This window comes from Paraburkholderia pallida (assembly GCF_004524855.1).
In the GTDB taxonomy this organism is placed as follows: Bacteria; Pseudomonadota; Gammaproteobacteria; order Burkholderiales; family Burkholderiaceae; genus Paraburkholderia; species Paraburkholderia oxyphila.
Genome location: NZ_CP038148.1, coordinates 444618 through 462248, shown reverse-complemented (window position 1 = coordinate 462248; position 17631 = coordinate 444618). Strand labels below are relative to the sequence as shown.

Here is a 17631-nt window from a genome sequence, read left to right as displayed (position 1 = left end):
TGCTTCGAGTTTGTTTCGACGTTGCGTCGAGGTTGCTTCGATCTTGCGCCGTGATGCTTTCAGTCGCTTACGATGCGCGGCCGTCGGTGCCGTTCGCCTGCGCGAAGGCTGTCTCGCGTCCGGCCTCGTGTCCCGCCTCGTGTCCGATAGCGGGCGCCATGCCGCGGCCCGGCAAGGCGTTCAGGACTTCGTAACAAGCGCCCATGGTGTGGTAATCGGTCTTGCCCGCAGGGCTTTTCTCGTCGCTGTACTTGCGGTTGTCGCAGGTGAGGATGCGATACCACGCACCGTAGCGATGATCGACGAAGTGCGCCCAGCTATAGCGCCAGAGCTCGTCGTACCAGTCCCAGAAGCGCTCGTTGCCGGTGCGCTTGCCGAGCAGCGCGGCAGTTGCGAACGTCTCGGCCTGCACCCAGAAGTACTTGTCGTGGTCGCACACCGTGCCGTCCGGGCCGAAGCCGTAGTAGAGGCCGCCGTGATCGTCGTCCCAGGCGTGCGTCATGGCCGCGTCGAACAGTTCGATCGCGCGCGGCAGCAGCCACGGCAATGGGCGATGGCGCTCGAGGATCAGGAGCAGCTTCGCCCATTCGGTCTGGTGCCCCGGCTGGAAGCCCCACGGACGGAAGATGTTCGAGCTGTCCTCTTCGTTGTAGTGCCAGTCCACCGACCAGTCGGCGTGAAAGTGCTCCCACACGAGGCCTTGCGAAAGTTTTGCCTGGCGCAGCGTGATGTTCGACGCGACGCGCTCCGCCCGGTCGAGATAGACGAGGTGCCCGGTTGCCTCGTAGGCGGCGAGCAACGCCTCAGTGGTATGCATGTTCGCGTTCTGGCCGCGATAGCTCGACACGAGCCAGTCCGCGTTGGCTTCGTCGGCGTAGAGGCCCGCCGCGCCGTCCCAGAAGCGATGCTCCATCAGCTCGAAGGCGGCGGCGATCATCGGCCGGGCCTCTTCGATGCCCGCCATCGCCGCGTGCGAGTACGCGAGCAGCACGAACGCGAGGCCGTAGCAGTGGCGCGTGGCGTCGAGCGTGTGCTTCTTGCCGTCGCGCCACTCGAGCTCCCAGTCGTAGCCTTCGTGATGCGGGTCCCAGTGCGCCTCGCGCAGGAACTGCAGGCCGTGGCGCGCGTATTCGAGGTGGAGCGGGTCGCCGAACTCGCGGTACGCCATCGCGTAGTTGAAGACGAAGCGGCAACTGCTCACGAGGTGGCGCGAGTGGGCGTTGTAGATCGAGCCGTCGTCGCGGAAGTAATGGAAGAAGCCGCCCGAGCGGTCGAGCACGTTGGGCGCGTAGAAGCGCAGCGTGTCCTCGACATGGCCGAGCAGGAACGCGCGGTCGCGAAAGCTCGCGACCGCGGGCGCCGCGGCACCCGCTTGCACGCTTGCGTGGGCCGCCTGGTCCTGGCTGGCCGGTTGGGCCTTGTGGGATGGGACGGCGTTTGAAGGCTTCGTCATGGCGTTCTCGTGTTGGCGTGACTGACTAGGCTTGATGGGGCTTCAGCAGCGCTTCGTGGGCTTCGCGGGCGGTCGGCGCGGTGCGCAACGGCGCGCTCATGGCAACCGATGTCGCAACCGGTGTGCTAACCGATGTAGCAGCCGGCATGCGCTCGCTTGCAACCGTGCTCGCACGCTCGACGAGCCGCACGGGCAGCACGATTTCACTCGTCTCGGGCGCTTCTTCGAGCAGCAACTCGACGCCGCGGCGGCCGAGCGCTTCTTTGTCGACAGCGATCGTCGAGAGCGCGGGCGCGGCGTGCGAGGCGCCGGGGATGTCGTCGAAGCCGACGATCGCGATGTCCTGCGGCACGCGCAAGCCACTGGCCTGGCACACGCGCATCGCGGCGAGCGCGGCGGCGTCGTTGTAGGCGAACACGGCGTCGGGCAACGGGCCGGAAGAGCGGCGCGCGGCGTCGAGCAGGCGTTGCATGGCGAGCGCCGCGCCGGTATCGGGATCGAGCCCGCCGTCGATGCTGGTCTCGAGCGACGGATCGAACAGCAGCCCCGCTTCGAAGAACGCGCGCCGGTAGCCGAGCGCGCGCTGCGCGATGCTGTAGTGCGCGAGCGAGCCACCGATGAATGCCACGCGCCGCCGCCCCAGGCTGAACAGATGATGCATCGCGAGCGCGGCGCCCGCGGCGTTGTCGATGTTCACCGAGCGCAGGCCCTGCGCCCACAGGTCGATCAGCACGAGCGGGCGCTGCAGCGCGACCATCGCGGCGAGCGTCTCCGGCTCGACGAAGCCCGCCACGGCGATGGCGTCGGGCGCGTGCAGGCGCAGTTGCTGGAGGGTGTCGTCGGCGGGGCCGACGGTAAGCAGCGCGGGCACGATGCCGTGCTCGCGGCAAGCGTCTTCCACGCCGTGCAGGACGTGCGAAAAGAACGGACTCGCGGCGAAATTGTTGTGCTGGCGGTGCAGCAGGAAGGTGAGACGGCGGATGCGCGGGCGCAGCTGACCGCAGTCGTAGCCGAGCGAGCGCGCGACTTCGACGATGCGCGCGCGCGTGAGCTCGGATAAGCCCGGCTGGTTCTTCAGCGCGCGGGAGACCGTGCCGATCGACACGTTGGCCGCCTGCGCGACGTCACGAATGGTGGTCGCCATGGTTCCTGTCTGCGCTAGCTGACGCCGCGCGGCGGGCATGCCCGGGTCGTGCGCAGAGGGTGCGCGCCGCGATATGGTCAGGTTTGCGGCGATTGTATAGTAAAAATATCGCCACACAACGTTGACCAGGGTCTAAAAACCCCCGTAAATACCCGTAATGACGCGAATAAACATAAATTTACATGTTTAGTAAAAATCACTAAACAAGCTGGCCGGGAACGGCAATTGCGGGGCATCGCGGGTCATTGTTCGACCCGGAGTTCTCTTGCACGGCATTTCTCTGCTGCTCTTTATGGACTTGCTTTTGGTCGCCTCCGTGCCCGCGTGGCCGTACAGCCGCACATGGGGCTACGGACCGTCCGGCACCGTGTGCGCCGGCTTGATCGTCATGTTGTGGCTCGTGCTGACCGGGCGGGTTTAGGTCATGTTTGCTGAGCTGAGAGGCCGGCAGAAGGGGGCATATGCGGTATTTGCAAGCCAAAGAGGCTGCCGCTGATATACGTCACGTCATACGCGCGTTTGTTCGCTGACAATCGGGCGAAGGCTGATGTCCTTCGCAGTGCGGTCGGGCTACGTTTTGCAGGGCTGTTCAGCCGAGTTACGAACCCTTCGAATCGGCTTGAATATGGCAAAGGAAGATTTGACCGACGCGCGATTGAGCGAATTGATCGGTATGGCGAAGCGCGTTGCGAATCCGGGCGCACGTGAACGCGTCGAGGGGCGTCATCTGCGCATTGATTACCGCGTCGTCAGCGTGGAGGGGAGCCACGAATTCTCCCTCTTCACTCGGCAAAGTACGCGTCTTCGCGCGAGTTATTCGGCGGGTTTGCGCTGGCTGCGGCAAGGCCGCGAAAGTGTCATGCTCGTGCGCTGCAACGGCCCGAGCCACGAGCACACCAACGCACTTGAGGGCGATAAAATCAGCTTCGGTTGCCACATTCATATCGCGACAGCGCATTATCTCTGCGCTAACCGAAGTGAAGAGGGCTTTGCGGAGCCTACGCGTGCCTATGCCAATCTCGCTGGCGCGCTGTCGCATTTGGTCGAGATGTGCAATATCCGTGGATTCGGTGCCGGCAACGATCCTCATAGCGAGCCACTCTAGCCATGACCGTGAACGTCGCAGCGATTCAAAAAGCCATCTGCGCTTCGCTATGCGCCGACGTCAGGGTCGTGCAGCAGGAGGGAGGTTTGCTCTACGTCGGCACGCCTTTCACGTTCGGCGATGGCGATGCCTATGCGATCTATCTTGATGCGTTGCCGACAGGTGGATTCCGAATTACCGACCTGGGTGGCACGCTGATGCGCCTCAGCTACGACAACGATCTCGCAAAATTGAAGGAAGGCACGCGCGGCAGGGTCTTTCGTCAGATCGTTGCGGAAATCGGTCTTCAGGAGGAGGACGGCGAGTTCTACCTGGACAGTCCGGCGGACCAATTGGGTGCGGGCATCTTCCGGTTTGGTCAGGCCATTACGCGCGTTCACGACCTGACGTTCCTGAATCAGGTGCGAGTGAAGAGCGCGTTCTACGAGGACCTGAAGCGCAAGCTTGCCGCCTGCGTCCATGCGGACTCGATCCACGAGCACTATCTCGTGCCGGATCTCGCAGACGCGGCCAACTATCCCGTGGACTTCTACGTGGCAGGTTTCTCGAGGCCTTTGTACCTTTTCGGCGTCGCGACGAGAGAAAAGGCCATGCTGACGACCATCATCCTTCAGCACCTCAATGCCGCGAAGCTGGATTTCCGGTCGATGGTGGTATTTCAGAACTCGGCGGAGATGCCGGCGCGAGATATCAGCCGGCTGATGAACGCGGCCAACGACATGATTTCCTCCCTCGACGCAGACGAAGCATTCGAGCGAAAGCTGCGCGCCTTCGTCTAGCGCGGCGTTGCCGCGCCATTCTCGTCTGAAGTTTGGCCGTACTTACTGCCGCCCAGCCGCTGCAGCCTGCTCGCTGCGGCCCGCGCGCGACTCGTCGCCGGCTTCCGCGCGCTCGGCGCTCATATCCCGGGCGCCCCAGCGCTGCGCGAGCGACGCGCACACCATCAGCTGGATCTGATGGAACAGCATGAGCGGCAGCACCACCGCGCCCACGGCGCTCGACGCGAAGATCACCTTGGCCATCGGCACGCCGGCCGCGAGACTCTTCTTCGAGCCGCAGAAGATGATCGTGATCTGGTCGGCGCGCGAGAAACCCAACTTCTTGCTCGCGAACATGGTGGCGGCGAGCGCCAGCGCGAGCAGCACCGCGCTGACCACGACCAGGCCGCCAAGCGCCGCAAGCGGGGTGTGGTGCCAGAGGCCTTCGTTGATCGCCTCGGAGAACGCCCCGTAGACCACGAGCAGGATCGAGCCCTGATCGACGAACTTGAGCACGCCGCGGTTGCGCTCGATCCAGCGCCCGATCACGGGCCGCAGCAATTGCCCCGCAACGAACGGCACGAGCAACTGCAGCACGATATTCCAGACCGTATGCCAGGCCGACGTGCCGCCCGCGGCCTGATTCGTCACGATGAGGCTCACGAGCGCGGGCGTGACGAAGATGCCGATCAGGCTCGACGCCGATGCGCTGCACACGGCGGCGGGCACGTTGCCGCGCGCGATCGAAGTGAACGCGATGGACGACTGCACGGTCGAGGGCAGCGTGCACAGGAACAGCACGCCCATATAGAGCGCGGGCGTGACGAGCGGCGAGAGCACCGGCTTGAGCACGAGCCCGAGCACCGGGAAAAGGACGAAGGTGCTTGCCAACACGACGATATGCAGGCGCCAGTGCGTGGCGCCCGCCACGATCGCCTCGCGCGAGAGCTTGGCGCCGTGCAGGAAGAACAGCAGCCCGACGGCGACGTTGGTGAGCCAGTTGAAGGGCGTCGCGGCCTGGCCGTGCACGGGCAGGAGGCTGGCGAGCGTCACTGTGCCTAAAAGGCACAGCGTGAAGTTATCGGGCAGGAATTTCGGACGAGCCATCGGAGAATCTCAAGTGCGCATCGCGGCACGCTTTGTTCGATCAGGGCGCCACGGGGAATCGGGAGCTCTATTGTCGCGGCAAGCCGATTGAAAAAGCAAATTCATTTGAAGAATCGATTGATGAGCCAAGCGCATGAAGCGGTAGCACTCAGGACTCCCCGGCACGATGTGGTTGGCGCGAGACAACCGGCGCAAACGTGCATCGGCGGGATTCATTCGTCATGCAAAAGACCGGGCACCAGGTACGACGAAAGCGGCGCGTGCCGACGATCCGCAAAGCCGTGCCGAGCGGGCTTCCGGCAGTCCAGCCGATGCTGTTCTCAAGCATGAAACAGGCCCGCACGAAGTGTCCCCAAAGACCGAAAAATCGTGAGGTAACATGGTGTTACAACCCTTCCGAGGGCATAACACTTTTTGGCTCGACACCCTATCAGGACGCCCATAAATTACCGTCAAGGAACGTTCAAAAACCGTTGCGGCAGCAATCGTTGCGCGACATACGTGCGCTTCCCGGAACGGCCCGCCATGGCCCGAATGGCGGTAAGCCATGCTGAACGTCGGGCAGGTGATCGACACAATGCGCGCAGGGTTGTTACGGATGGGACAGTGGATCGTGGGGGCCGGATTGACGGCCCTCGTCGCGTTCGCCCATGCCCAGCCTGCGTTTGTCGGTCACGGCGGCGGTGGTGGTTTTCATGGTGGCGGCTTTCAGGCCCCGCCCATGATGCACCAGGCACCGCGCGCGGCCATGCCCATGCAGTGGGGCGGCCAGCACGGCGTCGCGCAGCGCGGCGGGTACGGCGGCGCCCCGGGCGGGCGCTACAACACGGGACCGATGCGCGTGGCAGACCAGGGTGGCTGGCGCGAGCGCCAGGGCGCCCGCCAGCCGGAGCGTCGCGCAGGCAATGCCAACGGCAGCCCGTATGGCGATCCCTATGGCAATGGCTTCGGGGCCTATCACGGCCCGATCCAACCCGTGAGCGCAGAAACGCGCCAGGTGCCCCATCCGCCGGCCGATTCGCCGGTCCGCGCCGGTTCCATTCGCGAAGACGTCGCGCGCTATAACGAGGAGCGCGGCGCCTACCGCCCGTTCCAGCGCAACGGGGGCGACGTGCCCCGTCCGCCGATGCCGGCGCCGTATCGCAATTAATGTAGTTAGACCAGCAAAAGCAACTAACTGCACAGCCAGATCCGCGGGCGCATGCTGATGCGTCCGTCGTGCCAATCAGAACGCGCGCATTCTGGCGCGCGTTTTGCCTCTCTCCCTTCTTTTTTCCCTTCGCTCCTCCCTGTCCTGGTCTCAAAACTGACGCGTGGATACCACACTTTTTCGGAAATCTCTCGTCATACAGTGTCCTTTCATCATCAAATCTCGGCTTCGTTAAATTGGCGCCTTTCCGGCATGGCCGGGAAGCAGCAAAAACCGGGCCGAGGTCCAGTTCATGCGGGCCGGGAGCCCGTTGCCTGTCATGCTGCGCTGCGGCGAAACCGGCGTTGCAATCCATCGAGCCGGGGTTCGTCGAGAGCAATCTAATCGGGCCGATATACCGGCGATAACAATCGTTATTTTTGTCCATGAAAATGGTCCGCAAAGATGGTTCCCGCCCAGAACGGCCACGCCTGCGAACGACGAGATAACAAACGGTTTGCGCGAGCGCCAAAGCCGCCAATCATCCCTTTTGACAAAGAGACAGGAGAACCCATGAAAAAAGTCGTCAGCCACGTGCTGCGTACGCCTCTCAAGGCGGGTGTCATTGCAGCCGTGCTTGCCGCCGCGTCGTCGTCGGCATTCGCGCAGTCGAGCGTCCAGCTCTATGGTCAGGTCGACGAGTGGGTCGGGGCAACGCGCTTCCCGGGCAGTCAGACGGCCTGGAACGTCGGCGGTGGGGGCATGTCGACGTCCTACTGGGGCTTGAAGGGCGCTGAGGATCTGGGCGGCGGCTACAAGGCGATCTTCACGCTGGAAAGCTTCTTCCGCGCGCAGAACGGTCAGTACGGCCGGTTCCAGGGCGACACTTTCTTCGCGCGCAACGCGTACGTCGGCATCGAATCGCCGTACGGTACCGTCACCGCGGGCCGCCTGACGACGCCGCTGTTCGTTTCGACGATTCTGTTCAACCCGTTCATCGATTCGTACACCTTCTCGCCGATGGTGTACCACGTGTACCTCGGGCTCTCGACGTTCCCGACCTACACGACCGACCAGGGCGTGGTGGGCGACTCGGGCTGGAACAACGCGATCCAGTACTCGACGCCGAACTTCAACGGCCTGTCGGGCACGGCCATGTACGCGCTCGGCAACCAGGCCGGCGAAAACGGCAAGAAGAAGTGGAGCGTCCAGGCGCTGTACTTCCATGGCCCGTTCGCGGCCACGGCGGTCTATCAGTACGTGAACTTCAACAACACGCCGGGCGACATCGGCAGCATCGTGAGCGGCGATACGACCATCGTCGGCCTGCGCAGCCAGGGCGTCGCACAGGTGGGCCTCTCGTACGACCTGAAGTACGTGAAGTTCTTCGGCCAGTACATGTACACGAACAACAACAGCGACATCAGCAGCTGGCACGTGAACACGGCGCAGGGCGGCGTTTCGGTGCCGGCCGGCCCGGGCACGATCATGGCCTCGTACGCCTACTCGCGCGACAGCGGCGGCCTGAACCAGACGCACAACACGGCAGCGGTCGGCTACGACTACCCGCTCTCGAAGCGCACCGACGTCTACGCGGCCTACATGTACGACCACTACGACAACATGTCGTCGGGCCAGACCTACGGCGTGGGCCTGCGCGCGAAGTTCTAAGCGCCAGCCCGTCTGAAGCAGCAAACACCAAACCCCGCGCTATTCGCAGCGCGGGGTTTTTTTGCGCCCCCAGCGACGGTGCGGCTGCGCGTTTGACTACCCGATATTGATAAAGCGCGCACAATCTTGGCGATTGTTTCCTGCTTGTTTCCTGATTAACCCGATTTTTTGCGGAAAGAACGGCCCGATGGATACCCTCGTCAGCATGAAAGTGTTCCGGCACGTGGTGGAGGCGGCGAGCTTCGTCGCCGCGGCCGAGCGCATGGGCATGTCCGCGGCCATGGCGAGCAAGCACGTGATGCATCTCGAGCAGCAGCTCGGCGCGCGCCTGTTGAACCGCACGACGCGCCGCGTCGCCCCCACCGAGGCGGGCCGCGAATACTACGAGCGCGTGGCCCAGGCGCTCACCGAGCTCGACGAAGCCGGCCAGGCCGTGGGCGCCGCGAGCGTGGTGCCGCAGGGGCGTCTGCGCGTATCGTCGCTCACGGCGTTCGGGCTGCGCCACGTGATGGGCGCGGTGGCCGACTACGCGGCGGATTTCCCGCAGGTCACCGTCGATATCACCCTCTCGGACCGCGTGGTCGAGTTGATCGACGAAGGCTTCGATGTGGCGATCCGCGCGTCGCCTTCGGGGCTGAAGTCGTCGTCGCTGATTGCGCGGCCGCTCGCCACCGCGCACATCGTGCTATGCGCCGCGCCCGAGTATCTGCGCCGCCACGGCGTGCCGAAGAGCGTCGCCGAGCTCGCGCAGCACAAGTTCGTGCATTACGCGGGGGCCTCGGCGGCGGAGCTCGCGCCGTTCGCGGAGGGGCACGCGCGCCCGAAGCCGGGCGGCAATCTGATCGTCAATCACCTCGAGGCGCTGCGCGTGGTGCTGCTGCAGGGCGGCGGGCTCTCGATGCTCGGCACCGAAGTGATCGGCGACGACATTGCGCAAGGCCGCCTCGTGCCGCTGCTCGTCGACGAGCTGCCGCCGCGCGAGCTGCCGATTTACGCCGTTTACGCGAGCCGACGCCATCTTTCGGCGAAGGTGCGCTCGTTCGTGGATTTCCTCGCCGAGCGCTTTGGCGAGCGCGCGCTCTGGCCGGGCGTCGAAGAGATCCGCGAGGCGGCGGCGCGAGCGGTGCCGCCGGCACCACCGAGGCCACCCGGTAAGCAGGCCTGACGATGCCGGCACCACCGAGGCCACCCGGCAAGCAGCCCTGTCGACGCCGGCAGGGCCATCGCCACCCGGCAAGCAGGCCTGACGACGCCGTCACGGTCATCGCCATCGGGCAAGCGGGCCTGATAACGCCGTCAGGGCCATCGTCATCCGACCAACAGGCCTGACGACGCCGTCAGCGCCCAAATCCCAGCCGCGCCTTCGTTTCGTCGTACTCGCTCTTCAGGCGCGCGACCAGCTCGGCCACGGACGGCACGTCGTCCATCAGCCCCACGCCCTGGCCCGCGCCCCAGATGTCTTTCCAAGCCTTGGCCTTATCGCCGCCGAAGTTCATCTTCGACTTGTCCGACTCGGGCAGTGCGTCCGGGTCGAGCCCCGCGTTGGCGATGCTCTCGCGGATGTAGTTGCCATGCACGCCCGTGAAGAGGTTCGTGTACACGATGTCGGCGGCCTTGGCCTCGAGGATCGCGTGCTTGTAGGCGTCCACGGCGTGCGCCTCGCGCGTGGCGATGAAGCGCGTGCCCATGTACGCGAGATCGGCGCCCATGGCCTGGGCCGCGAGGATCGAGCCGCCGTTGGCGATCGCGCCCGAGAGCACGATGGGGCCGTCGAACATGCGGCGCACCTCGCCCACGAGCGCGAACGGCGAGGTCGTGCCCGCGTGGCCGCCCGCGCCCGCCGCAACGAGAATCAGGCCGTCCACGCCCGCCTCGAGCGCCTTGCCGGCGTGGCGCAGGTTGATGACGTCGTGCAGCACGATGCCGCCGTAGCTGTGCACGGCGTCGAGCAGCTCCTTGGGCGGCGCGCGCAGGCTCGTGATGAAGATCGGCACCTTGTGCTCGACGCACACGCGCACGTCGTGCTCGAGCCGCGCATTCGACTGATGCACGATCTGGTTCACGGCGATCGGCCCGATCACGGCGTCCGGGTTCGCGGCCTTGTGCGCGGCGAGCTGTTCCTGGATCTGTGTGAGCCAAGCGTCGAGCAGTTCGGCGGGGCGTGCGTTGAGCGCTGGGAAAGAGCCGACGATGCCCGCCTTGCACTGCGCGAGCACGAGCTCGGGGTAGCTCACGATGAACATCGGCGAGCCGACGACAGGCAACGACAGGTTCTGCAGGACGGCGGGCAATGCCATGACGAGGTCTCCTTGCTGGCGGCACGGTGGATTCAAGCCGGGTTCAAGCGCGGCTTCAGGCTGGCCATAACACGCTGGGCGCTCGATGAAACGGTCGTTCGATTATAGGCGGGTGGCTTTCGGCACATGGTGCGCCTGCGGTTTGAAGGAGTCGAGGGAGTGTTCGGTTTCTAGCTTTTCCTGCCCGAATTCGGGGCGCCGCGCCACACACCGCTCCTACAATATTCGCCAGACCAACAACGATACGATGGAGACCCGCCATGCCGTTCGAGGGATACACGCCTTTCACTGTCCGCACCGCGGATGGCGTCGAGATTCACGGGGTCCGTGGTGGCGAAGGGCCGCCGCTGCTGCTCCTGCATGGCCACCCGCAGACCCACATGATCTGGCATCGCTGCGCGGCGGATCTCGCGCAGCACTTCACCGTGATCGCCACCGACCTGCGCGGCTACGGCGCCTCGTCCAAGCCGGTGAGCGACGCGAGCCACGCCGCCTACTCGAAGCGCGCGATGGCCGCCGATCAGGTCGCGCTCATGCGCCACTTCGGCTTCGAGCGCTTTCTTGTCTGCGCCCACGACCGCGGCGCGCGCGTCGCGCACCGCATGGCGCTCGACCACCCGGACGCCGTGGAGCGGCTGATGCTGCTCGATATCGCGCCCACGCTCGCGATGTACGAGCAGACCGACCGCGAGTTCGCCACGCTCTATTTCCACTGGTTCTTCCTGATCCAGCCCGAGCCACTGCCCGAGGCGCTGATCGGCGCGAATCCCGATGCCTATATCGAGCGTGTGATGGGCAGCCGCCACGCGGGGCTTGCGCCTTTCGCGCCCGAGGCGCTCGACGCGTACCGTGCGGCGCTGCGCCAGCCGGGCGCCGTGCACGCGATGTGCGAGGACTACCGCGCCTCCGCGAGCATCGACCTCGAGCACGACCGCGCCGACATCGAGCGCGGCCACAAGGTGGGCTGCCCGCTGCGCGTGCTGTGGGGCGAGCACGGTGTGGTCGAGCGCTGCTTCGACCCGCTCGCGGAGTGGCGCAAGGTGGCGCGCGACGTGAGCGGCCGCACGCTGCCGTGCGGCCACTACATTCCCGAGGAGGCGAGCGAGGCGCTCGTCGGCGAAATCCTCTCGTTCTTCGAGGCGACTGAGCGTCAGGAGTGACGGCGCGGCGTGCCGGCCTGACGGCCTGCCGGCGCGCCCCGCCGTAACGCGGGCGCGCCCCGCAGCACGGCGCCGGCCCGCGCTCAGCCGAGCGGCGGCAGACGGCGTGCCACGGGCGTGGACTTGACGATGGCGGTGCTCGTTTCCGCGCGCTCGGTGACCTTGCTGAGAATTTCGTCGAGTTGCTCGATCGAATGCAGATAAAGCCGGGCGATGAAGCAGTCGTCGCCCGTGACCTTGTCGCATTCGATGAATTCGGGAATCCGGCGGATCACCTCTTCGACCAGATGCAACTGCCCCGGCAGGGGCTTCACGCGCACGATGGCCTGCAGCGTGTAGCCGAGCGCGCGCGGGTCGATGCGCACGGTGTAGCCGCCGATCACCCCCTGAGCTTCGAGCCGCCTCAGCCGCTCCGACGTACTCGGCGCGGAGAGCCCGATCTGGCGGGCCAGCTCGCTCACGCTCGCGCGCCCATCGTCGGCAAGCGCGGCGAGCAGGGCGCGGTCGATCTCGTCGAGCGGGGCGGGGAGAGGCACTCCGGGGCGTTTGGTCATGATTTCACCTGCGTGTCCAACTGATCGCCTTCGATTCGAAGGCATTTAGATAATGTGACCTTAGTTTAGCCATGTATTGCGCGCTTCGCACTGAGTAAACTTGCAGTCAGATACTCACGAGGAGCGCCCTCCCATGGCTTCCCAAGAAATTCGCCGCGGCGCGGCAGAGATGGTCACCGCAATGCTGATGTCCGGCACGATTGGCTGGCTCGTTGTCGATTCGCAGCAATCACCGATCAACGTGGCGTTCATGCGCTGCGTGCTGGGCGGCGCGACGCTCGCGCTCGTCTGCGCGGCGCTCGGCCTGTTCCGGCGCAGGCTGCCCTGGCGCACGCTCGCGCTTGCCATGGCGGGCGGCGCGGCGATTGTCGCCAATTGGGTGCTGCTGTTCGCCGCCTACTCGCGCGCCTCCATTTCTATGGCCACCGCCGTCTACAACACGCAGCCGTTCATGCTCGTGGGCCTCGGCGTGCTCGTGCTGGGCGAGCGCGTGAGCGCCTCAACCGTCGCGTGGCTCGCGCTCGCCTTCGTCGGGCTCGTGGGCGTGGTGGAGGTGCAGCCGGCCGTACTCGCGGTGCCGGGCGAGTACCTGCAGGGCGTCGCCTGCGCGGCCGGGGCGGCGTTCCTCTACGCGATCTCGTCGATCATCACGCGGCATCTCAAGGGCACGCCGCCGCATTTGATCGCGCTCGTGCAACTGGCCTTCGGCGCAATTGCGCTCGCGCCGTTCATCCACTACGGCACGCTGCCCGCCACGCCCGTGCACTGGGCGCAGATCGTCACGCTCGGCATCGTGCACACGGGCGTGATGTACGTGCTGCTCTACGGCGCGATCCAGAAGCTGCCCACGGCAATGACCGGCGCGCTCTCATTCATCTACCCGGTGGTGGCGATCTTCGTCGACTGCTTCGCGTTCGGGCAGCGCCTCGCGTGGCTCCAGGTGGCGGGCGCCGCGCTCATCCTGCTCGCGGCGGCGGGCGTGAACCTCGGCTGGCGGATCGTGCCGCAGCGGAGGAAAACGTCTTCGGCTTGAGCTGGCGAGCGCCGTCTCGCTCGCGCGCCCAGTCGTGGACTGGACCGGGTGCACGCGCGGCGGACCGCACGTGGGTCCCGCCGCGTTGCCTGGCAGTCCGGCCACGCGCGCACCGGTCCCTCCTGGTTGCCCGACAGTCCGGCCATGCGCGCACCGGTCCCGCCGCGTTGCCCGACAATCCGGCTACACGCTCACCCAATCGTCTGAATGCCTGGCGCCCGGTAGCGAGGGCGCGTCATGACGACACCGTGCCGTTCACGCGCTGGCCGCATAATGTCGCGGTTCCCTGACCACGACGATGCACGACAGTGCACGAGCGCGCATGACCCCGCCAGACGCCAGCCACGACGAAGCCGAACTCCAGCGCGCCAAGCGCCGCCCGCTCCTCTTGCTGGTGGCGGCGGCGCTCGTGTTCGTCGTCACGGCGCTTTCGCCGCCGGGCCTCGTGATCGACGGCATCAAGGCGATGAGCGAAGCGGCGATGGTAGGCGCGCTCGCCGACTGGTTCGCCGTGGTCGCGCTGTTCCGCCGGGTGCCGATTCCGTTCATCGCGGCCCACACGGGCATCATTCCGCGCAACAAGGACCGCATTGCCGACGAGCTCGCCGTGTTCGTGCATGACAAGTTTCTCAACGTCGATTCGCTCGTTGGGCTGATCCGTCGCCACGATCCGGTCGAGCGGCTCTCGTCCTGGCTTACTGCGCCCCAGAACGCCCAGCACCTGGGCGACTACGCGGTGCGGCTGATGTCGGGCCTGCTCGGCCTCACCGACGACGTGAGCATCCGGGGCTTCATCCGCGATGGCCTGAATGCCGCGCTCGACAAAGTCGATCTCTCGAAGTCGGCGGGCGCGATTCTCGACACGCTCACGAAAGACGGCCGCCATCAGGAGCTGCTCGACCAGATGCTCGATCAGCTCGGCCATCTGCTCGCCGAGGAGAGCACGCGCGCCTTCGTGGCGGCGCGCATCGTGGACGGGCTCAAGGGCGAGTTTCCGTGGACCGAAAAGATCCTGCCCTCGGAGTGGATAGGCGACAGCGGCGCGCGCGTGCTGGAAAGCGCGGTGAACCGTTTGCTGCTGCAGGTGAGCGAGGACCGCGAGCACCACTTGCGCAAGAAGTTCGACGAGGTGGTGCAAAAGCTCGTGGTGCAGTTGAAGAGCGATCCTGCGTTCCAGCGCAAGGGCGAGGAGCTCAAGGCGAGCCTGCGCGAAGGCAGCGCGCTCAACGAGTACACGCACGCGCTATGGGACAGCCTGCGCACGTGGCTGCGCGACGACCTCGAGCGTCCCGACTCGACGCTGCACGCGAAAGTGGCGGCGACCGGACGCTGGCTCGGCGAGTCGCTGGCCGGCGACGCGGACCTGCGCGCGTCACTCAACGGCCATCTCGAAGACGCCGCGCGCGCGATGGCGCCCGATTTCGCGCGCTACCTCACGCATCACATCCGCGACACGGTAAGACACTGGGACACGCGCGAGACCGCGCGCCTGATCGAGCTGAAGATCGGCAAGGACCTGCAGATGATACGCGTGAACGGCACGGTGATCGGCGGAACGATCGGGCTCGGGCTGTATCTGTGCTCGCATGTGTTCGAATGGTTGCGTCTGCAACTCGGTGGGTGACTCGTTGCGGGGTTGTACGTTACATATGACACGCGCGTGAACATGCGTTTTGCGTCAGCATGCGGTCACTTAACGATTCGGAGCACGAAGCAATTGTTCGCGTCGCCGCGCAAACGTTTTGGATTCCGGGCCATTTCACGGCCGGTCCGCCGATGGCAGTTTGTAGGGAAATCACCGATGCGACGCGAATTCGCGCGCGAGTATGATCGGCTCGACAGTTTGATCACGTCAGAGCACGATACTCACGCTCGTCCTGGAAAAGGACGAGCGTTTTTTTTTGGGTGCGCCGCGCTTGCCGTCATGCAGGACGGCAAGCGGGCGAGCGTCAGGCCATGCCGGCCGGCGCTTCGACCCCGTTCTCACCCATCACGAGCGCGCCGCTTTTCGCCAGCTCGCCGGCCAGCTCACGCATCAGCGAGGGCCATGCGGTCTCCGGCGCGAGCTGCCGCGCCGCCGCGCGCATGGCCGACGCCTCAGCGAGCAGCGCGTCCAGCGCCGCGAACGTCATCGTGCGCACGTCTAGCAGCTTGAACACGGTCAGCACCTTGAGCGCGTTCTTGGCGTTGCGCGCGGGATCGGCGCTCAGCCACGCGAGGCGCGCATAGGCGCGTTCGAGCGCGGCCCCGACGTTCGCGAACGGCGCGCCATGGCCCGGAATCACCACGGCCACGTCGAGTTGCGCGATGGCGTCCAGCACCGCGCGCTGCTCCGCAAAACCGCTTTCGCCTTCGAGCTCGGGGAAGATCACGCCGAAGCCGTGCTCCCAGAGCGCGTCGGCGCTGATCAGCACGCGCGGCTCGGCCGCGTAGAGCATCAGCGAATCGGGGTCGTGACCGGGCGCGCCGATGACGTCCCACTCGAAGCCGCCGAGCGTGAGGCGCGCGCCGGGCGCGAGCGTGTCCGTGAAGGTGAAGCGCTCGCAGCTTTGGCCGGTGGCGAGAAAGGAAAGCCGCGCTTCGTCCCAGGCGCGCACGGCGCTCGCGCTGGCGGCGGGGATGAGCGTCTCGCAGGGCCATTGCGCCTGCAAGCGTGCGTTGCCGCCGCAATGGTCCGAGTGCAGATGCGTGTTGACGACGGTGTCGAGCGCGCGCTCTGCGAGCGCGTGCTGCACGAGCGAGACGGTTTGCGCGGCATGCGTGGCGTAGCCCGTGTCGACGAGCGCGGCGCGGGACTCGTCGACGAGCAGCACGTTGTTCGACGAGAGCCAGCCCCGCTCGAACACGCGGATCGAAGCGGGCAGCGTCGGGGCCAACGTCGCGGGCGGGTTCGCTGAAACTCCGCTCATCGCGCGGCTGCTCCGCTTGCTTGCTCCTGGGGCTTCGGCATCACGAGGATCGTCGAGTGTCCCACCACGAGCGTCTCACCGTGCTGGTTGACGGCCGTGCCCTCGAGCTTCACGAGGTCGCCGTTCAGGCTCGCTTTCCAGTGCGCGTCCACGACACGCCACTCGAAGGTGAGCACGTCATGGGCGTGCGCCGCGCGCTTGAGCTTCATGTCGAACTCGAGGCCGAGCGGCTGCGCGTACTGCGAAAAGTGCGTGGCGAGCAGCGCCATGAAATGCGCGGTGGGCTGCGTGCCCGAGGCGATCAGGCCGCCGAAGCGGCTCTGCGCGGCATAGGCGTCGTCGTGGTGGAGCGGGTTCAGATCATTCACGAGCGTGGCGAACGATTTGACCGAATCGGGCGAGAGCGCGAGCGTCGAGCGCAACGTCTCGCCGATTGTCACGACACGAGCAGGCGCGGTGGTCATCGTGCGTTTTCCTCCTTCACGGCATCGAGGTTCGCGGCGAGCGAGGGCGGAGTCAGCACTGAGGCACTCACTCCGGGCCGACTCATCCACTGCGCGTGGCGCGTCTCGATTGCGTCCCACACGGCGCGCTTTGCGGCGTCGTCGAGCGTGGACCACGCGGCGATCTCGTCGATCGTGCGCAGGCACCCTTCGCACAGGCCGCTCGCTTCATCCATGCGGCACACGTTGATGCACGGCGAGGGCGTTTCCACAGGCACGCGCATCGGGCCCGGACCGGGGCTCGCGCTCATGCGTCGCGCAACGCGACGTCCACCACGGGCGCGCCGGTGAGCGCCGCGAGCTCCTGCGGCGAAAGATTGAACACCGCATGCGGGTGGCCCGCCGCGGCCCAAAGGCTCTCGAGCCCGAACAGGTCGGCGTCGATCAGCGTGACGGGCGGGGTGGCGTGGCCGATCGGGCACACGCCGCCGATCGCATAGCCGGTCATTTCGCGCACGAACTTCGCGTCGGCGCGGCCGACTTCGCCTACATGCGATTCGACCTTCTTTTCGTCGACGCGATTGGCGCCGCTCGCGATCACGAGCACGGGCGCATTGTCCTTGCGGCGGCGAAACAGGATCGACTTGGCGATTTGCGCGACTTCGCAGCCGAGCCCGGCGGCCGCTTCCGCCGAGGTCTTGCCGGTTTCGGGCAAGAGCACGACGGGCTTGGCGTGGCCGCGCTCGCGCAGGAGCAGCGCGACGCGGCGCGCGGAGTCGGGCAGGGCTTCGAGGCCGTCTTTTTCGGAGTTGACGAGCGTTTCCGTCATGTCGTTCTTTCCTTCGGACTGCAATTCAATTCCAGATGA

General features: G+C 65.9%; 17 protein-coding genes and 1 pseudogene. 9 read left to right on the top strand and 9 right to left on the bottom strand.

The window, feature by feature from the left end:
* Positions 1 to 67: 67 nt before the first annotated feature.
* On the bottom strand, positions 68 to 1453 hold the full coding sequence (locus E1956_RS02005; protein ID WP_232071216.1) for an AGE family epimerase/isomerase: 1386 nt from the start codon (positions 1451 to 1453) through the stop codon (positions 68 to 70).
* A gap of 106 nt (positions 1454 to 1559) precedes the next feature.
* Positions 1560 to 2726, bottom strand: a pseudogene (locus E1956_RS02000) (LacI family DNA-binding transcriptional regulator); the annotation flags it as partial.
* 136 nt (positions 2727 to 2862) lie between these two features.
* On the opposite strand from E1956_RS02000, the gene E1956_RS01995 reads away from it, so the two are divergent.
* From E1956_RS01995 to E1956_RS01985, 3 genes are all read left to right on the top strand, one after another.
* Positions 2863 to 3018 carry a DUF3309 family protein gene (locus tag E1956_RS01995; RefSeq protein WP_232071214.1) on the top strand — a complete coding sequence of 52 codons (156 nt, stop codon included), beginning with the start codon at positions 2863 to 2865 and terminating at the stop codon, positions 3016 to 3018.
* Positions 3019 to 3144: 126 nt separating this feature from the next.
* Positions 3145 to 3702: a DUF6978 family protein gene (locus E1956_RS01990; protein ID WP_134746961.1), complete on the top strand. Its 558-nt coding sequence runs from the start codon at positions 3145 to 3147 to the stop codon at positions 3700 to 3702.
* A 2-nt stretch (positions 3703 to 3704) separates the two neighbouring features.
* The gene (locus E1956_RS01985) at positions 3705 to 4481 is read left to right on the top strand and encodes a DUF1828 domain-containing protein (RefSeq protein ID WP_134746959.1); all 777 of its coding nucleotides are present in this window, start codon (positions 3705 to 3707) and stop codon (positions 4479 to 4481) included.
* A gap of 42 nt (positions 4482 to 4523) precedes the next feature.
* Here E1956_RS01985 and E1956_RS01980 read toward each other — a convergent pair whose 3' ends face one another.
* Entirely contained in the window at positions 4524 to 5567 is a 1044-nt protein-coding gene (locus E1956_RS01980) for a bile acid:sodium symporter family protein (protein ID WP_134746957.1), read from the bottom strand.
* Between the two features lie 547 nt (positions 5568 to 6114).
* Between E1956_RS01980 and E1956_RS01975 the strand changes: the two genes are divergently transcribed.
* From E1956_RS01975 to E1956_RS01965, 3 genes are all read left to right on the top strand, one after another.
* Positions 6115 to 6717: a hypothetical protein gene (locus tag E1956_RS01975; RefSeq protein WP_134746955.1), complete on the top strand. Its 603-nt coding sequence runs from the start codon at positions 6115 to 6117 to the stop codon at positions 6715 to 6717.
* A gap of 552 nt (positions 6718 to 7269) precedes the next feature.
* On the top strand, positions 7270 to 8367 hold the full coding sequence (locus E1956_RS01970; protein WP_134746953.1) for a porin: 1098 nt from the start codon (positions 7270 to 7272) through the stop codon (positions 8365 to 8367).
* A 187-nt stretch (positions 8368 to 8554) separates the two neighbouring features.
* Positions 8555 to 9532, top strand: a complete 978-nt coding sequence (locus E1956_RS01965) for a LysR family transcriptional regulator (RefSeq protein ID WP_134746951.1) — start codon at positions 8555 to 8557, stop codon at positions 9530 to 9532.
* Between the two features lie 172 nt (positions 9533 to 9704).
* Here the strand turns inward: E1956_RS01965 and E1956_RS01960 are convergent, their stop codons facing one another.
* A complete protein-coding gene (locus tag E1956_RS01960; RefSeq protein WP_134746949.1) occupies positions 9705 to 10664 on the bottom strand; it encodes an NAD(P)H-dependent flavin oxidoreductase in 960 nt (319 codons plus the stop codon).
* A gap of 260 nt (positions 10665 to 10924) precedes the next feature.
* Here E1956_RS01960 and E1956_RS01955 point away from each other — a divergent pair, with 260 nt between their 5' ends.
* Positions 10925 to 11824 (top strand): alpha/beta fold hydrolase, encoded by a 900-nt coding sequence (locus tag E1956_RS01955; RefSeq protein WP_134746947.1) that lies wholly within the window; start codon positions 10925 to 10927, stop codon positions 11822 to 11824.
* Between the two features lie 83 nt (positions 11825 to 11907).
* Here E1956_RS01955 and E1956_RS01950 read toward each other — a convergent pair whose 3' ends face one another.
* Positions 11908 to 12378 (bottom strand): Lrp/AsnC family transcriptional regulator, encoded by a 471-nt coding sequence (locus E1956_RS01950; RefSeq protein WP_133195048.1) that lies wholly within the window; start codon positions 12376 to 12378, stop codon positions 11908 to 11910.
* Between the two features lie 133 nt (positions 12379 to 12511).
* Between E1956_RS01950 and E1956_RS01945 the strand changes: the two genes are divergently transcribed.
* Positions 12512 to 13411 carry a DMT family transporter gene (locus E1956_RS01945; protein WP_134746945.1) on the top strand — a complete coding sequence of 300 codons (900 nt, stop codon included), beginning with the start codon at positions 12512 to 12514 and terminating at the stop codon, positions 13409 to 13411.
* Between the two features lie 322 nt (positions 13412 to 13733).
* Positions 13734 to 15035 carry a DUF445 domain-containing protein gene (locus E1956_RS01940; protein WP_134746943.1) on the top strand — a complete coding sequence of 434 codons (1302 nt, stop codon included), beginning with the start codon at positions 13734 to 13736 and terminating at the stop codon, positions 15033 to 15035.
* Positions 15036 to 15360: 325 nt separating this feature from the next.
* Here the strand turns inward: E1956_RS01940 and E1956_RS01935 are convergent, their stop codons facing one another.
* From E1956_RS01935 to E1956_RS01920, 4 genes are read right to left on the bottom strand one after another with little or no spacing between them, the layout of a single operon-like run.
* Positions 15361 to 16320, bottom strand: coding sequence for an MBL fold metallo-hydrolase (locus tag E1956_RS01935; RefSeq protein ID WP_134746941.1), 960 nt, complete (start codon positions 16318 to 16320; stop codon positions 15361 to 15363).
* Complete coding sequence (locus tag E1956_RS01930) at positions 16317 to 16784, bottom strand: MaoC family dehydratase (protein WP_134746939.1); 468 nt, start codon at positions 16782 to 16784, stop codon at positions 16317 to 16319. The genes E1956_RS01935 and E1956_RS01930 overlap by 4 nt, the downstream gene beginning before the upstream one ends.
* A complete protein-coding gene (locus tag E1956_RS01925; protein ID WP_134746937.1) occupies positions 16781 to 17074 on the bottom strand; it encodes a DUF1289 domain-containing protein in 294 nt (97 codons plus the stop codon). The genes E1956_RS01930 and E1956_RS01925 overlap by 4 nt, the downstream gene beginning before the upstream one ends.
* Entirely contained in the window at positions 17071 to 17592 is a 522-nt protein-coding gene (locus tag E1956_RS01920) for a YbaK/EbsC family protein (protein WP_134746935.1), read from the bottom strand. The genes E1956_RS01925 and E1956_RS01920 overlap by 4 nt, the downstream gene beginning before the upstream one ends.
* Positions 17593 to 17631 lie beyond the last annotated feature (39 nt).

Excerpts from the sequence above, each read along its gene's own strand:
- E1956_RS01985 (WP_134746959.1), top strand. The coding sequence starts at position 3,705 with ATGACCGTGAACGTCGCAGCGATTCAAAAAGCCATCTGCGCTTCGCTA.
- E1956_RS01960 (WP_134746949.1), bottom strand. The coding sequence starts at position 10,664 with ATGGCATTGCCCGCCGTCCTGCAGAACCTGTCGTTGCCTGTCGTCGGC.
- E1956_RS02005 (WP_232071216.1), bottom strand. The coding sequence starts at position 1,453 with ATGACGAAGCCTTCAAACGCCGTCCCATCCCACAAGGCCCAACCGGCC.
- E1956_RS01980 (WP_134746957.1), bottom strand. The coding sequence starts at position 5,567 with ATGGCTCGTCCGAAATTCCTGCCCGATAACTTCACGCTGTGCCTTTTA.
- E1956_RS01955 (WP_134746947.1), top strand. The coding sequence starts at position 10,925 with ATGCCGTTCGAGGGATACACGCCTTTCACTGTCCGCACCGCGGATGGC.
- E1956_RS01920 (WP_134746935.1), bottom strand. The coding sequence starts at position 17,592 with ATGACGGAAACGCTCGTCAACTCCGAAAAAGACGGCCTCGAAGCCCTG.
- E1956_RS01965 (WP_134746951.1), top strand. The coding sequence starts at position 8,555 with ATGGATACCCTCGTCAGCATGAAAGTGTTCCGGCACGTGGTGGAGGCG.
- E1956_RS01975 (WP_134746955.1), top strand. The coding sequence starts at position 6,115 with ATGCTGAACGTCGGGCAGGTGATCGACACAATGCGCGCAGGGTTGTTA.
- E1956_RS01940 (WP_134746943.1), top strand. The coding sequence starts at position 13,734 with ATGACCCCGCCAGACGCCAGCCACGACGAAGCCGAACTCCAGCGCGCC.
- E1956_RS01925 (WP_134746937.1), bottom strand. The coding sequence starts at position 17,074 with ATGAGCGCGAGCCCCGGTCCGGGCCCGATGCGCGTGCCTGTGGAAACG.
- E1956_RS01930 (WP_134746939.1), bottom strand. The coding sequence starts at position 16,784 with ATGACCACCGCGCCTGCTCGTGTCGTGACAATCGGCGAGACGTTGCGC.
- E1956_RS01950 (WP_133195048.1), bottom strand. The coding sequence starts at position 12,378 with ATGACCAAACGCCCCGGAGTGCCTCTCCCCGCCCCGCTCGACGAGATC.
- E1956_RS01935 (WP_134746941.1), bottom strand. The coding sequence starts at position 16,320 with ATGAGCGGAGTTTCAGCGAACCCGCCCGCGACGTTGGCCCCGACGCTG.
- E1956_RS01970 (WP_134746953.1), top strand. The coding sequence starts at position 7,270 with ATGAAAAAAGTCGTCAGCCACGTGCTGCGTACGCCTCTCAAGGCGGGT.
- E1956_RS01945 (WP_134746945.1), top strand. The coding sequence starts at position 12,512 with ATGGCTTCCCAAGAAATTCGCCGCGGCGCGGCAGAGATGGTCACCGCA.
- E1956_RS01990 (WP_134746961.1), top strand. The coding sequence starts at position 3,145 with ATGTCCTTCGCAGTGCGGTCGGGCTACGTTTTGCAGGGCTGTTCAGCC.